This is a genomic window from Armatimonas sp. (assembly GCF_964826245.1).
On the sequence record NZ_CBAYMC010000114.1, the window covers coordinates 1 to 13671 of the forward strand.

16 protein-coding genes are annotated in these 13671 nt (G+C 61.9%); 9 read left to right on the forward strand and 7 right to left on the reverse strand.

The genetic code is table 11. The features are described 5' to 3' along the window. The 4 genes from AC1XOS_RS12160 to acpS form a co-directional block, all read left to right on the forward strand. Positions 1-538, forward strand: a 538-nt coding sequence (locus AC1XOS_RS12160) for a tetratricopeptide repeat protein (protein WP_481962487.1), incomplete at its 5' end; no start/stop codon positions are given. Between the two features lie 12 nt (positions 539-550). Beyond that, positions 551-1921 carry a CPBP family intramembrane glutamic endopeptidase gene (locus AC1XOS_RS12165; protein ID WP_481962488.1) on the forward strand — a complete coding sequence of 457 codons (1371 nt, stop codon included), beginning with the start codon at positions 551-553 and terminating at the stop codon, positions 1919-1921. 35 nt (positions 1922-1956) lie between these two features. Then, entirely contained in the window at positions 1957-2892 is a 936-nt protein-coding gene (trxB, locus tag AC1XOS_RS12170) for a thioredoxin-disulfide reductase (RefSeq protein WP_481962489.1), read from the forward strand. A 155-nt stretch (positions 2893-3047) separates the two neighbouring features. Continuing rightward, the gene (gene acpS / locus AC1XOS_RS12175) at positions 3048-3395 is read left to right on the forward strand and encodes a holo-ACP synthase (protein WP_481962490.1); all 348 of its coding nucleotides are present in this window, start codon (positions 3048-3050) and stop codon (positions 3393-3395) included. On the opposite strand, the gene AC1XOS_RS12180 is transcribed toward acpS, so the two are convergent. Together AC1XOS_RS12180 and AC1XOS_RS12185 are read right to left on the reverse strand one after the other, a co-directional pair. Beyond that, positions 3381-3893 carry a GNAT family N-acetyltransferase gene (locus tag AC1XOS_RS12180; protein WP_481962491.1) on the reverse strand — a complete coding sequence of 171 codons (513 nt, stop codon included), beginning with the start codon at positions 3891-3893 and terminating at the stop codon, positions 3381-3383. The genes acpS and AC1XOS_RS12180 overlap by 15 nt on opposite strands. Positions 3894-3898: 5 nt before the next feature. Further along, entirely contained in the window at positions 3899-4291 is a 393-nt protein-coding gene (locus AC1XOS_RS12185) for a VOC family protein (protein WP_481962492.1), read from the reverse strand. 261 nt (positions 4292-4552) lie between these two features. Between AC1XOS_RS12185 and AC1XOS_RS12190 the strand changes: the two genes are divergently transcribed. Genes AC1XOS_RS12190 through AC1XOS_RS12210 form a run of 5 tightly spaced genes read left to right on the forward strand, consistent with a single transcriptional unit; the run spans position 4553 to position 8568 of the window. Further along, positions 4553-5224, forward strand: coding sequence for a ThuA domain-containing protein (locus AC1XOS_RS12190; RefSeq protein WP_481962493.1), 672 nt, complete (start codon positions 4553-4555; stop codon positions 5222-5224). 4 nt (positions 5225-5228) lie between these two features. After that, positions 5229-6176 carry a DUF6807 family protein gene (locus AC1XOS_RS12195; protein ID WP_481962494.1) on the forward strand — a complete coding sequence of 316 codons (948 nt, stop codon included), beginning with the start codon at positions 5229-5231 and terminating at the stop codon, positions 6174-6176. Next, complete coding sequence (locus AC1XOS_RS12200) at positions 6173-7534, forward strand: FAD-binding oxidoreductase (RefSeq protein WP_481962495.1); 1362 nt, start codon at positions 6173-6175, stop codon at positions 7532-7534. The genes AC1XOS_RS12195 and AC1XOS_RS12200 overlap by 4 nt, the downstream gene beginning before the upstream one ends. A 12-nt stretch (positions 7535-7546) precedes the next feature. Further along, positions 7547-8266, forward strand: a complete 720-nt coding sequence (locus AC1XOS_RS12205) for a hypothetical protein (protein WP_481962496.1) — start codon at positions 7547-7549, stop codon at positions 8264-8266. Between the two features lie 17 nt (positions 8267-8283). Then, complete coding sequence (locus AC1XOS_RS12210; RefSeq protein WP_481962497.1) at positions 8284-8568, forward strand: hypothetical protein; 285 nt, start codon at positions 8284-8286, stop codon at positions 8566-8568. A 43-nt stretch (positions 8569-8611) separates the two neighbouring features. Here the strand turns inward: AC1XOS_RS12210 and AC1XOS_RS12215 are convergent, their stop codons facing one another. From AC1XOS_RS12215 to AC1XOS_RS12235, 5 genes are all read right to left on the reverse strand, one after another. Further along, positions 8612-9067, reverse strand: a complete 456-nt coding sequence (locus AC1XOS_RS12215) for a Rieske (2Fe-2S) protein (RefSeq protein WP_481962498.1) — start codon at positions 9065-9067, stop codon at positions 8612-8614. Further along, positions 9064-10128 (reverse strand): amidohydrolase family protein, encoded by a 1065-nt coding sequence (locus tag AC1XOS_RS12220; RefSeq protein ID WP_481962499.1) that lies wholly within the window; start codon positions 10126-10128, stop codon positions 9064-9066. Before AC1XOS_RS12220 ends, AC1XOS_RS12215 begins: the two co-directional genes overlap by 4 nt. 182 nt (positions 10129-10310) lie before the next feature. Further along, positions 10311-11342 (reverse strand): dihydrodipicolinate synthase family protein, encoded by a 1032-nt coding sequence (locus AC1XOS_RS12225; RefSeq protein ID WP_481962500.1) that lies wholly within the window; start codon positions 11340-11342, stop codon positions 10311-10313. Further along, positions 11339-13252 carry a sulfatase family protein gene (locus tag AC1XOS_RS12230; protein WP_481962501.1) on the reverse strand — a complete coding sequence of 638 codons (1914 nt, stop codon included), beginning with the start codon at positions 13250-13252 and terminating at the stop codon, positions 11339-11341. Before AC1XOS_RS12230 ends, AC1XOS_RS12225 begins: the two co-directional genes overlap by 4 nt. Further along, positions 13249-13671, reverse strand: a 423-nt coding sequence (locus AC1XOS_RS12235; protein WP_481962502.1) for a HEAT repeat domain-containing protein, incomplete at its 5' end; no start/stop codon positions are given. The genes AC1XOS_RS12230 and AC1XOS_RS12235, both read right to left, overlap by 4 nt.

Below are 13671 nucleotides of genomic sequence, written 5' to 3' on the forward strand. Positions count from 1 at the left end.
AAAAGCTCCCTCGCGTTCCAAAAGTCCCAAAGGCTCATCACCGATCCAGGTTGCGGGGATGATTAGCGGAGTGGTGGATAAGCTCTGGGAAACCAATGATACGTATTTCCACGACGGGGACTATGTTCGCTGTATCTCCCTTTGCCGTATCTGCGTGGAAGTAGATCCCAACTTCGACGAGGCCTACAGTTCGGGCGGCTACCTGCTCTGGAGTCTGGGAGAGAATGCCTCGGCGGAGGCGTTTTTAGAGTACGGCACGCGGCGCTCCAAGAAGCCAGGCCCTCTCAATAGCGAGATGGGCCAGCAGCTCTTCCGTACCAAGAACTACGCGGCGGCGCTGCCCTACTTCCAGAAAGCGATCAAGCTAGGTGGGGTAGAGGTCACCACCTACACCACTCTGGGGCACTGCTACACGCGCCTGAATCGTTTTGAAGATGCCGTTGAGGCATGGAAGCAAGTGGTAGCAAAGTTCCCTAGCTTCCTCGCAGGCCCCAAGAACCTCAAGGACGCCGAGGCGCGCCTTAAAGCGGGCAAGTAAGAGATAGCGGGTGTGCAGACGCTTCCTAAGATAATCTATCTCTGGCTAGTGCTTCTTATCGCGAGCCTCTTGCTGGGCAATCGTCTAGAGCCGCGCACCACTCGCCCCTCGCCGACGGTAAAGCCCACAAAGATCGGTCTCTCGGGGCCAAACTTTGAGCGCTACTTGACCGCCGAGCGGCTCACACGCACCCACTACGCTCTTGCAAAATTCGGTGGGAGCGACACTCTCCCTGAGGCCCTCGCAATCTACCGCGAGCTGGCACTTGCCACGAATCAGCTCAATCCTGCTCGCAAGGTCTTGATCCTAGGCAACCAGCTTCACAAGCCACTGGATGAGACGATCCTCAAGCTGCTCCCCGAGGGCGAGCAGTCTCTCTGGCGGTCTCTGTATGGCCCCTACCCGCCACCACCAATCCCCCTAGATGCTGAGGCGCAGCTCATGGCCATGCAGCTGCGCTTCCTGGACAACCAGGCGCTGGCGGATCTGTATAAACGGCAAGACAACTCCCAAGCGGCAGAGGCTGCGGAGGCGCGGCGAGACGCAGAAGCGCAAGGAGCGATTCTTAAGCGTCTTGTTCCTCTCTTCGTGCTGGCGGTCTTAGGAGGCGTGATCGGGCTGGGCTTACTACTCTTTGTGGGATTTGTGGCCCTAAGACGCGAGTGGCACCTGCTGGGGCGTGTGTCAGAAGCCGTAGAGCAGAAACTTACCTGGGGGGACTTACTAGACGGCTTTGTTTTCTATCTGGCAAGCTACCGCGCCCTGGGGCTCTTAGTCGGCATCGTAGTTACGTCACGCGCTGCCGTTGTTCCGCTCCAGGTGCTTCTTCAGTTCGCAACGGGCGGACTTGCCCTTGCGTACTTAGCGGCAAAAGCAAAAAAGCGAGGCACCTCGCTAGCGGAGCTTGGCGTGAGCCGGGAGAGTCTTGGGGCCAATGTTCTCTACGGGCTTGGTGGATATCTGGCAACTCTCCCCCTTCTAGGCGTCTTAGGGCTGCTCTCTAGCTGGCTCTTCCGAAACAGCACCACGACCGCGCCGAACCCCGCGATGACTCTGCTCAGTGGGACATCGAGCACGGGCTGGGAGCGTGGCTTGCTCTTTGTGACGATCTCGGTGGGCGCACCGCTTTTTGAGGAGTTTTTCTTCCGAGGAGCGCTCTTTACGGGCCTAAGACGGCGCTTTTCGGGGCTGCCAAGTATCCTGCTCTCTGCGGTTGTCTTCGCGTCGGTGCACCCGATCCAGGACGCACTTCCGATTGTCGGGCTGGGGGTCTCGTTTGCGACCATGCGCCACTTACGCCAGAGCCTGGTACCCGGAATGGTCGCGCATTTTCTGCAAAACACCCTCACGTTTCTCATGCTCACCGCCTCACTGGGAGACTGACGGAACTCTCGGGAGGAGTCAGTTGTAACATAACTATGAGTGAACTACGCGACATCGTCATTATCGGCAGCGGCCCCGCAGGGCTGACGGCTGCCATCTACGCCGCCCGTGCGGAGCTAAAACCACTGGTCTTTGAAGGCCCACAGCCCGGCGGTCAGCTCACGATCACCACTGAGGTGGAGAACTTCCCCGGCTTTGCCCACCCTATTGAGGGGCCAGAGCTGATGGACGCCATGCGCGAGCAAGCGATTCGTGTCGGCACGGAGGTGCGGATTGACTGGATCACCAAGGTGGATCTCTCCCAGCGCCCCTTTGTGATCGAGACGAGTGCGAATCAGACGGTTCATGCCAAGACGCTGGTGATTGCCACGGGCGCATCGGCCAAGTGGATCGGGATCGAGAGCGAGCAGCGCCTGCAAAATAAAGGCGTCTCGGCCTGTGCCACTTGCGATGGTTTCTTCTTCCGAGGCAAAGATGTCACGGTGGTCGGAGGCGGCGACACGGCGATGGAGGAAGCGATGTATTTAACGCGCATGTGCAGCTCCGTCACGGTGGTGCACCGACGCGACACGCTCCGTGCCAGCAAGATCATGGCGGATAGAGCGCTCAAGAACCCCAAGATCACCTTTGCCTGGGACAGTGCAGTGGATGAGATTCTGGACGGTGGCACGGGAAAAGTGACCGGCATTCGTCTTAAGAACCTCAAGACCGGCGCACTCACCGAGCGCGAGACGCAGGGAGTTTTCGTGGCGATCGGCCACCAGCCCAACACGAGCCTCTTTGCTGGACAGCTTCCCATGGACGCGGCGGGGTACTTGGTTACCGATGGCGTAAAAACTCCGATTGAAGGCTGCTTTGCGGCGGGCGATGTCTATGACACGATGTACCGCCAGGCGGTGACGGCGGCGGGCATGGGCTGCATGGCCGCGATTGAGGCCATTCGTTTTATCGAGGCCGAAGAGAGCCACTGATGCCCTCCTCCCCCAGCCCCTCCTCCCCCAACCCCTCCTCCCGAGAGCTACGGGAGGAGGGGAGTATCTCCGCACGGACTCCCCTCTCTCCCCTCCTCCCAGGATTGGCACCCAGAGGGTACCCGGGGGCAGGGGGAGGAGGGTGCGTCGTCGCTGTGGGCGTGGATTTGACCGATGTCCCACGCATTCGCAAAGCGCTCGGGGAGTTCCCCGAGCGCTTTATCAAACGCATCCTCACCGAGAGTGAGGCGGCCTACTGTCTCTCCCGCCCCGATCCTGCGCCGCATATCGCCGCCCGCTTCGCCGCCAAAGAGGCCGTGATTAAGTGCCTCGGTGGCGGCGTGGCGTTTAAAGAGATCTGCGTCGAGCGGGCAATGTCGGGTGCGCCGAGCATCGCGCTCACGGGGAAGGCCGCCGAGCTTGCCGCCGGGCGTAAGATTCTCATCTCCCTGACCCACCTCCCCGAGATCGCCTGCGCCTTTGCGGTGCTAGTCGAGGGGTAGCTCCATAAATACCAAGTACGGCATGAATCTCTCAGGGTAGTCCTGGTAAGCAGGGCACGCGGCGAAACCCAGGGATTTGTAGAGCGCGATGGCTTCGGTGAGCCTATGGGCGGTGTCGAGGCGCAGGAGAGCTGCGCCATCGTTTTGGGCGGCAGCGAGGAGTGCGGTACTGAGCCGCCGTCCGGTGCCTTGTCCTTGAAAACGCACCGGGACAAAGAGGCGCTTGAGCTCAAAGCTACCGTCCGAGAGTTTTCGGTACGCGCCGCCACCGCAGAGCTGACCGTCGTGCCAGGCGAGCAGGGTTCGGCCTCTGGGTGGGCTGTATGCCGCCGCCACGTTTTGTAGCTCGCTCTCCAGCGACTGGTGCCCAAAGACCTGCTCCACAAACCAGATATCGTCGTGGTAGCGCTCGCGGCACCAGTCCACATACGCACGCACCAGAGCCGCGAAGGCAGCGAAGTCCTCGGGGGTGGTCGCCTCGACAATCTGTTCCAGCATCAGGGCTAGGGGGTGCCGAAGTTCAGCTCGACACGGTTACCCGCCGGGTCCACAAGAAAGACCTGGCGCTGGCCGGTGAGGGGGATGATGGCTTTATGGTAGTCCACGCCCGCCTTTGTCAGCGCTGCTTCGACGGCCTCCAGCTCCGTGCAATCGAAGGCGAAGTGGTCAAAATATGTCGGGCTCTCACGCTGGCGTGCCTCGCCCGGCTCGGCTTCGTAGAGGTGCACAACGGCGGCTTCGGTTGCGCCCTCGGCATAGAGCCAGTAGCCAAAGCCAGGAAACGGCGGACGAAAGCCCTCGTGTAGCCCGACAATCTCGCAGTAGAAGTCTCTCAGGGCATCGAGAAGTGCGCGGTCGGCGCGGATGTTGATGTGGTTAAGTCCCAGAGTTGCCATTTGTCCGATTGTAGCATAAAAGCACGAGAGACAGATTATGTCCGGAGGTGATTATGTCCGGAGCGTGGGGGTCTTTGGGAGCGAGATGCACAGCCTCATCATGACCTTGGGCAATGGCTCTTTGATCTGGATAAGCCCGACGAGTGCATGCAAAGCGCTCCCGCTGTGCTCGCGCTTGCCCAAAACCCAGCGGCGGCAAAAGAGAAAGTGACTGTGCTAAAATCTAGTCTAAAGACCTCGCAAAAATTTGGAGAAGTATCGATGAGCAAGCAAGTTCCCACCCTCTATCTCACGGGCGCCAACAACCACGACTGGGAGCGAACCGGACCGTTTCTGCGCAATGTTCTCTCGGCGTCGGGCGACTTTGCCGTCACCTACGCCGAAGATGCTTCGGCGGCGCTGGAGGCCGATTTAGCGGGCTTTGAGCTGCTCTTTCTCGACTACAACGGCCCGCTCTGGAGCGAGACGGCACAGGCGAATTTCCTAAAGGCAGTCAAGGGCGGCACGGGCGTTGTGGTCTTACACGCCGCCGACAATGCCTTTCCGGGCTGGGTGGAGTACGAAAAGCTGGTTGGGCTGATGTGGCGCGAGGGCACGGGGCACGGGAAGTTTCATGCGTTCACGGTCACGATCCAAAACATGGAGCACCCGATCACGGTGGGCCTGACAGACTTTGTAACAGAAGACGAGCTCTACCATACGCTAGTTCCGATGCATGGGACGCCAGTCGAGGTGCTCGCCAGCGCGTACTCGTCGCCTGAGAGCGGCGGCACGGGCGAGCTTGAGCCGATGCTCATGACCACCCACTACGGCGCGGGGCGGGTGTTTCACACGGCGCTCGGCCATGTCTGGAAAGGCTCCTCGCTAGCGGCGATTGAGAACGTGGGCTTTCAGGAGACACTCCTGCGCGGCGCACGCTGGGCGGCACGCTAACAGTATGAAACGCCCCCTCACTTTCCTCATCGGCCTGCTAAGCGCCTCCTTAGCCGTGACGCCCGCCGCAAAAACAAAATCCAAGACACGCGCGACCTTCGCGGTCGAGCGCAAAGCCGATCGCCTTCTCCTGAGCGAGGGCCAAAAGCCAGTAGCGGAGTATGTCTGGGACGATCCGCAGATCCTTCGGCCCTATTTCGCCAACCTGCATGGCCCACTGGGCACCAAGCTCACCCGCAACCATCCGCCCATCGACGGTAAAGACGCCACCGATCACAGCACCATGCACCCCGGAATCTGGCTCGGCTTTGGCGATATCAGCAGCACGGACTTTTGGCGCAATCGGGGCCGTATCCGCCATCTCCAGTTCCTCATGCCCCCCACGATCACAGAGGATCGGGTCACCTTCACCACGCAATCGGAGCTACTGACCCTTGAGGGCAAGCGCCTGGGAGAGATGGCCAACCGCTACGTGCTGAGTCGGCGCCCCGCAGGCTGGCGGCTCGTGTGGGAGGCGACCTTCACCGCGACGGAAAAAGACCTCGTCTTCGGCGACCAGGAAGAGATGGGCTTTGGTGCCCGCATCGCCAGTGAGTGCACCGAGCTCAAGGGCGGCGCGTTACTCAACAGCCACGGCGCGACGTCGGCCAAGCAGACGTGGGGGAAGCCAGCGGCGTGGTGCGACTACTCAGGCACAAAGGACGGTCAGCGTGTTGGAATCACCCTGATGCCGGGGCCGAACAACTTCCGTCAATCTTGGTGGCACAACCGCGACTACGGTGTCTTTGTCGCCAACCCCTTTGGCCGCGAAGCGATGAAACAAGGTACCAAGAGCACGGTCACGGTAAAGAAAGGCGATTCGCTTCGGCTCGTCTTTGGCGCGGTGCTACACGAGGGAAAGGCTTACGACCCGGCAAGCGAGTACAAGCACTTTGTGGAGAGCAGCCAGTGAGGGCCGGGCAACGAGAGAAGCTACGTGCGACACTGAAGGGTCGTCTCATCGTGCCGGGCGAGTCTTCCTACGAGAGCGCGAGGCGGGTGTTCTACTGGAACCCGAAAACCGAGCGTAGCCCCGTTGCCATCGTGCAGTGCGGCCACGAAGACGATGTGCTGCGTGCGGTTGAGTTTGCGCGAGCGCAGGCGCTGGAGGTGTCCGTTCGCTCGGGTGGCCACAGCCATCTCGCGTGGGGCAGCTCCGACGGCCTGGTGATCGACCTCTCGCCACTCAAGCAAATTACCATCGATCCCAGGAAACGCATCGTCCGCGCCCAGGCGGGGGTGTTTAGTGGTGAAGTCGCCCGCGCCGCCGCCATGCACGGCTTGGTGCCGGTTCTGGGCCAGTGTCCTGGCGTGAGCGCGACGGGAGTGACCCTTGGTGGTGGGCTGGGCTGGCTCTCTGGGCTCTTTGGCGCGTGTTGCGACAACCTGCTCTCCGCACGCCTCGTCACCGCCGATGCCCGTACGGTAGAGGTGAATGCGGAGAGTGATCCCAACCTCTTCTGGGCGATGCGGGGTGCCGGGGCAAACTTTGGCGTAACGACCCACTTCGAGGCGCAGCTACACTCCATCGGTACGGTTCTTGGGGGGGACCTTCACTTTGCCGTGCGCGATGCCCACGCGGTTCTGCACGGCTTTCGCGAAATCATGCACGATGCCCCTGATGGGTTTCAGGCCACCCTCAACCTCACGTCAGGCGAGCGCGGCCTCTTCGTCAGCCTGTGTCACACGGGAAAGGAGAAGGAGGCAGACGAGCTAATGCGCAAGCTCCGCTCCCTCGCTCCCCCAATCCGCGAGGCCATGCAGCGCCAGCCTTTTGTCAGCCTGGCGGAGAAGGCGGCGGCCACCAATCCCGGAAACACCCCTACGCCCACCTTCCGGGCGATCCAGACGGTCTACCGAGAGCGCATCACCGATGAGCTCATCGATATTTACCTGGATCAGCTCGCGCAGGCACCATCGGACCTGGTTCTGGGGCTCAGCCACTACATGCACGGCAAGGTCTGCCGTGTCAAGCCCACTGAGACCGCCTTTCCCCATCGGCACGCCCACTCCATTCACCTGCGCGCCGCCTACAGCTGGAGCGACCCAAAGGACAACGAGAAACGATTCGCGTGGGGTGAGGAGTGGCTGCGCCAACTAAGGCCCAAGTCCAACGAGAGCCTCTACGCCAACTACCAGACATACGAGACCAAGACCGGATCACCGTCGGTCTTTGGCGTGAATCATGCCCGCCTGCTCGCGCTCAAGGAGAAATACGACCCGACGAACTTTTTCCATCGAAATGCAAATATCGCCCCTGCCAAGGGATAGAGGAAACGACTGATGATACAAGACGGCTGGGCCATGGTGAAGCCGCAGGAGTTCCCAGGGGCCATCAACAACCCACTCAAAGGCCTTCGTGCGTACAAGAACGGCGGCCATGTCTCGGAGAACGGGGGGAGCTCATTTCTGTGCCGCTACGCCCTCCACAAGTGCAACTCCGCCGCCGTCTCCCCCACGGTGCCCGCCGACTCCCCCGCCGACGTGCTCGACCGCTCGTGGCAGTGCTTTGCGATGACCTTCGACCATAAAAAACACGAGCTGACCGGCTGGCTCAACGGGGTCTCGGGCGAGCGCTGGCTGGAGAATCCACAAAAAGACAACCTGCTCTCGTTTGCCGCCAACGCCTGGAAGCAAGGCCATCGGCCCGGCACCGACCCCAGCTTCGCGCCCGACCAGTACTACACGCCGCCCGAAAAGAAGCCACGCCTCGTCACCCCGCTCCCAGACGCCGCCGAGCTGCACGAGTTTGGCTACACCCGCGTCAAAGTCACGCGGCAGACCCGCGAGCTGACGGCACTCCGGCTTAATCCCTGGTGGTACCCGCACGGGATCTACACGCCCAAAGACGCAAGTTCTGGCGGACCGTTCACCATTGGACGCGTCATTCACAGCTCGCGCGGGGTTGGCTTCACCGGCTGGATCGGGGGCGTCGCGGTCTTTAACCGTGCGCTCAGCGCGGAAGAGCTACAGCGGCTCTCTGCTCTGAGCCGGGCACAGTAAGGAGAGGCCCCAAGATCGTGCGGCTCCATGGCACCGGCGAGGTGCTTGGGCGGGAGCATCCGGAGTTTGGCACACTGGCCACGCTCTTCCCAGACACTCCCGGCACCCGAGCGGTGATTCGGATTACTGTCACCCGTATCTCGGACTCCTGTGGCTTCGCCGTGCCTGTCTACGACTTCCGTGAGCCCCGCGATGTCCTCACCAGGTGGGCTTCGAACAAGGTGGAGGAGGGCCTACGTGCCTACCGCGCAGAGAAGAACGCTCGGAGTCTCGACGGTCTCCCTGGCCTCGCTGAGCCGTAAAGAAACAGCCCCTGAACACCCCACGCCGCGTCACCATTGTCGCTCAGAGAAGCACCACAAGGTCACCGTCGCTATTGACCTCGCACGCATAGGTAGCCACGCGGCTTTTGTCGTCGTAGAGGCCCTTGCCGGTGACAATATCAAACTCCCAGCCGTGCCAGGGGCAGCGCAGAACCCGGTCTTGCAGGTCTGGTCGGTAGGTAAAGACTGGCGAGGGCCGGTGGGTCGCGTGCACCGAGCCCAGGCACAGCGGCGCACCGTAGTGTGGGCAGACATTCTTGAGCGCAAAGAACTCCCCGTTGATATTAAAAACCCCGATGCTCGCACCGGTCTCGGGGTCGGCGACCACGCGCCGCTGGCCGGGGGCAAGCTCGCTCGCGGCGCAGACCACCAAGCGTCCCCGCTCACGTGCCTTGGGCGGCTTTGCCTCGTCAATTATCCGAAACGCCGTGTCGAGCGCCTCGTTCTCGCTGCCAAAGCCATTGGGATAGTCGCTCATAGAACTGTCTCTTTCTCCGCGCGTGTCGGGAGGCCGTAGAGCTCGGCGGCGTTGTCGTAGAAGATACGCTTTAAGAGCGCAGGGCCGATCGTCTTGGGAAACGCCCGCTCGGGATCGTCGAAGTCCCAGTGCGGGAAGTCGCTGGCAAAGCAGAGGGTGCGCTCGGCCTGGAGCATGGCAAAGACCTGCGCCAAGTGCTCCGGGTTCTCGGGCTCTTCCAGTGGCTGCGTGGTCAGTCGCACGTGCTCCAGAATATACTCCGACGGCCGCTTTTTCAGCCATGGGGTCGTGCTACGGAGCGCCTTGAAGTTCTTATCGAGCCGCCAGAGCGTGTGCACTAGCCACGCCACGCCCCCCTCCACCAGCACCACACGCAGCCCCGGAAACGCGGCAAAGACTCCCTCACAGGTCATGCTAATCACATGCGCTTGGTAGGTCAGGGGAATGCTCGTGTGCCACTCAAAGTAGCTCGATGGCCTGCCAATCGGCGTGGACGAGCACAGGCTCCCCTCGCGGCCCGGGTGCAGGGCAAACGGCAGCTGCATCTCTTCGCACGCGGCAAAGATCGGGAAGTAGCGCCGGTGGCCATAGAGATCCACGCTCTCGCCACTGACAATCACCTGCTTCATCTGGGGGTGCTTGCCGTACTCACGAATCAGCTCGACCGCACGCGCAGGGTCGCTCGTATTGACACAGACTGAGCCCAGATAGCGTGGATCCACCGAGAGCCACTCCCCGATCTGCCACTCGTTCCACGCTTGGGCGAGCGCGGAGCCCATGTCAATGTTATGCGTCAGGCTTACGCCCAACCCTGGCGGCTGCAAGACCCCGTAGGAAATCCCGTACTTATCCAGATGATCGAGCGCCACTTGTTTGGGGTCGTTGCAGCTCACATCGCGCCGGTCCACGCCAAACGGGTTCGCGTAGCCCTGCCCCGGCCCCGCCGCCATCCCCTGCTTGAGCGCCTCACGAAAGGCCACGGGAACATAGAGGTCCAGCGGACGCTCTTTCGACGCGCTGGGGTGGATATCACAGTCAATAATCAGGTTCAGGCCAGCCATGGCTCAGTATGGCTAATTTTTGACTGACTGACAAGAGGCAGCGTTGAGCAGAGCCAAGGGAAGCGTCGCCAGGCCGCCACGTCCTCGTCGCTCTTGGCCAAGCACTGCTCGTATTTATGCTCTCTGTGGGGATACTGGGCTCTTTCCACGGACAAGGCGGGGACGGCTCCTACACGCTTTTGTCACAGGAGCTCAGTACCACGGTCCCGATGAAGCCTGGGCCGCGCAAGTAGGCCGTGTGCTTGTAGGAGCGCGATCCCCTCGACGATAAAGCTCGGGGGCAGGCGCACGCCGCTGTAGAGCAGCGGCGGCTCAATTGTCAAGGCACTGCCTCCATGGGTGCGGCAGTGGTCGAGGACTTTGTTGGCGTTGGCAAAAGCGTTGCCGTGGGGAAACTCCCCAACGAGCGCGAAGGCAGCGCCGACCACGGTCTCGAGTTTCTGGGAGAGCGCCTCGGCGGCGGCTTGCTCACCACTGTCGAGCAGACGCAGGATCTCAGAGAGCTCGGGGGCGAAGACATTGGCGGTGCTGAGCAGAAAGCCATCGTAGGGGCCGCCATTGGTGCGAGGCCAAGGAGCGTAGCCGCCTTTCTCCGCCCCGCGCACCAGAAAGACGCCACCGAAGTCAAGACCACTTTTTGCCACCTGATCCTCGCCGCTGGTGTCTTTGAAGAGAATGACATTGGCAAACTCGGCTGCGAGCGCGGCGACGGTCTCCGGGCTTAGCTCGTTCTGGGTGACTTGTGGGAGCTGGTAGAGCGCCGTCGGCCAGCCACAGGCGAGCACCTGCGCGAGGCTCGCATGAAGCGTCTCCTGCGACAGCTCGCTTCCCTTAGGCGGACAGATGGTCACGCCGACCACGGCAGGATGCGTGCGCAGCGGCTCCAGCGACTCCAGACAGGCGAGAACTTCATCGGTGGAGGTCTTGAGCACGCCAATGAGCACGTGAATGCCTGCAGCGGCGGCGGCATCGAGGACGGTGCTCAGGAGCAGGTGAATATCATGGTCACTCATCTCCCAGCCCTCGCCGGTGGAGCCAGGGACCAGAATGCCTTTCACAGAGGGCGCGAGCGCGGTCAGGTGTGACTGAGTGCGTTCTGGGTCAGGCGTGCGGGCGGCCTGAAAGTGCGTCAGGGTCGGGCACCAGAGACGCGGGATGCCACGGGGAAAGAGCGTAGTCTGGAGCGCTTTTCGCTGAGAGTTAATGCCACTCATTCTTTGGTACTGACTTTCAGAACACGGATCGTCCCGGCAAAGCGTGGCAGGCTGGCATACGCGGGATCTACGGGGTTGGCGCTGTCAAAGCCGACACAGAAGGGCTCCTGGGGCTGGCGGTTGAGTGGGCCGGAGAGCTTTGCGCTGGCAACGGTTTGGCCGTTTACTCTCAGGCTGAGCGCACCATCGGCGGCGATACGTGCTTCGAGGGTGGCATCGGCGGGGATCGGCTCGGGCGAGGTGAGACGAGCCAGCTCCCCGCCCGACGGGTGGACGGCGAAGACTGCGTGGCCGTCCTTGAGGTAGAGCGCGTAGCCGGTGCCCGTGCCCCCGTGGGCGACCAAGACACCACTCTGCGGCTTGCCCTCCAAAAGACACGAGATCGCCAGAGGGCGGTTTACAATCTGCGGGGCTTGCGGGCCGCTGAGCGTGTCGCCGATCTTTAGCGCGTCCAGCGTGACGGGCTTGGCATTGGCTTGCGCGGCTTGGGGGCTTGCTTCCATCGGATAAAGCGTCACGGGGTTCTTGACCTCGCCTGCCGGACGCCGACCGGGGCCGGGGGTCTTCTCACCCAGCTCGGCACTCATTGCGACCGCAAGGGCCTTGAGGCGAGCGACAATTTCAGGGTGCGCGGCGGCCACATCGGTGCGCTCCCCGATCTCCGCGTCGAGGTTATAGAGGCGAGGGCTCTCTAGGGATGCGGGGATGGTCTGGCCTGCCTTTCCCATTCCCTCGCTCTGGGGCGCGATGGCGAGCTTCCAGGGACCGGAGCGGACGGCTTGAAGCTGGTAGTTATTGAAGTAGTAACGCGCCTCGTGCGGCGACTGCTTTGTCTTTCCCAGCAGCAGCGGCGTGATGTCCTTGCCGTCGATCTTGCGATCCGTGGGGACACTGCCCCCGGCGAGCGTGACAAAGGTCGGCAGGAAATCTATCGTCCCTGCCACCGCATCGCAGGCACTTCCCGCCGTGATCTTTCCGGGCCACGCGGCAATGGTCGGTTCGCGAACGCCACCCTCCCAGGTGCTGCCCTTGCCCCCACGCAGGGGGCCTGCCTCACCGCTGTCTTTCGCCTTGATGAGCCAGGGGCCATTGTCCGACGTGAAGATCACGAGCGTGTTTTTATCCAGCTTGAGCTTGGCCAGAGTCGCTCGCACCCGCCCGACGCTGTCGTCCACTTCCTCTATCCAGTCCCCGACGTTGCCATTGGCGGACTTGCCGCGAAACTTTGCGCTGGGCTGAATCGGGGTGTGGATCGCGGTGTGCGGTAAGTAGAGAAAGAACGGCTTTTTTTGATTGTCGGAGATAAACGTCACCGCCTCGTCGGTGTAGCGCTCCGTGAGACCGCTCTGCTGCTCTTCGGTGAGAAGCTCGATGATTTTCTCATCACGGAGCAGCGGCACCACGGGCTGCGTGCCGCCCTTGGCCTTCTTGAGCATGTCGTTGGAGTAGGGCAGGCCAAAGTAGTGGTCGAAGCCGTGGCGCGTGGGAAGAAACTCCGGCTGGTCGCCTAGATGCCACTTGCCGATGCACATCGTGGCGTAGCCTTGGTCTTTGAGCAGCTCCGCGACTGTGTGCTCGTCTTTGTTGATGCCGTTTTTCTCGCCGGGAAAGAAGACGCCAGGGATGGAGACACGCGCCCCGTAGCAGCCGGTGAGCACCTGCGCCCGCGAGACCGAGCAGACTGGTGCGGCATAGAACGACGTTAGCTTCATGCCCTCGCGTGCCATCTTGTCCAAGTTTGGGGTGCGGTTCTTGGTCGAACCAAATGGCCCGATATCGCCGTAGCCCATGTCGTCTATGAAGATCAGGACGATATTGGGTTTCTCTGGCCCCCGGCCCCCCGTCGCCCCCGCCGGGCGGGGGAATGCAATCAGGAGGAGACTTAGCAGAACAAAAAAATAGTTTTTCAAAACGTACTCTCGCGGGTCGTGAGGGGGCACCAGCGGGTTGTGTGGAAGTGGTGCAGGAGCGTTTTTAGCGCCTCGGGCGTGCCGAGCTGCTCCAGTGCAATGGTCGCGTGGCCCCGAACATAGCGGTTGTCGTCGCTCAGTGCGTCGGTGAGGACGGGGAGCGCAGACGTCGCCTCGGCACCGAACTTGGCGAGGCCATAGACGGCATTGAAACGCGTCTGGTCGTCGTCGTCCTGGAGCAACTTGGTCAGGGTGGGCACCGAGAGGGCTGGCTGGCTCCGAATCGGGCCGAGCGCCTCCGCAAGGTTGCGCCGCACAAATGGGGAAGGATCGTCGGTGAGCGCCACGAGTGCGGAAACCGCGGAGGCAGCACGGGCTCCCAGATCGCCCAGAGCATAGACCGCGTAGCCGCGGGTTCG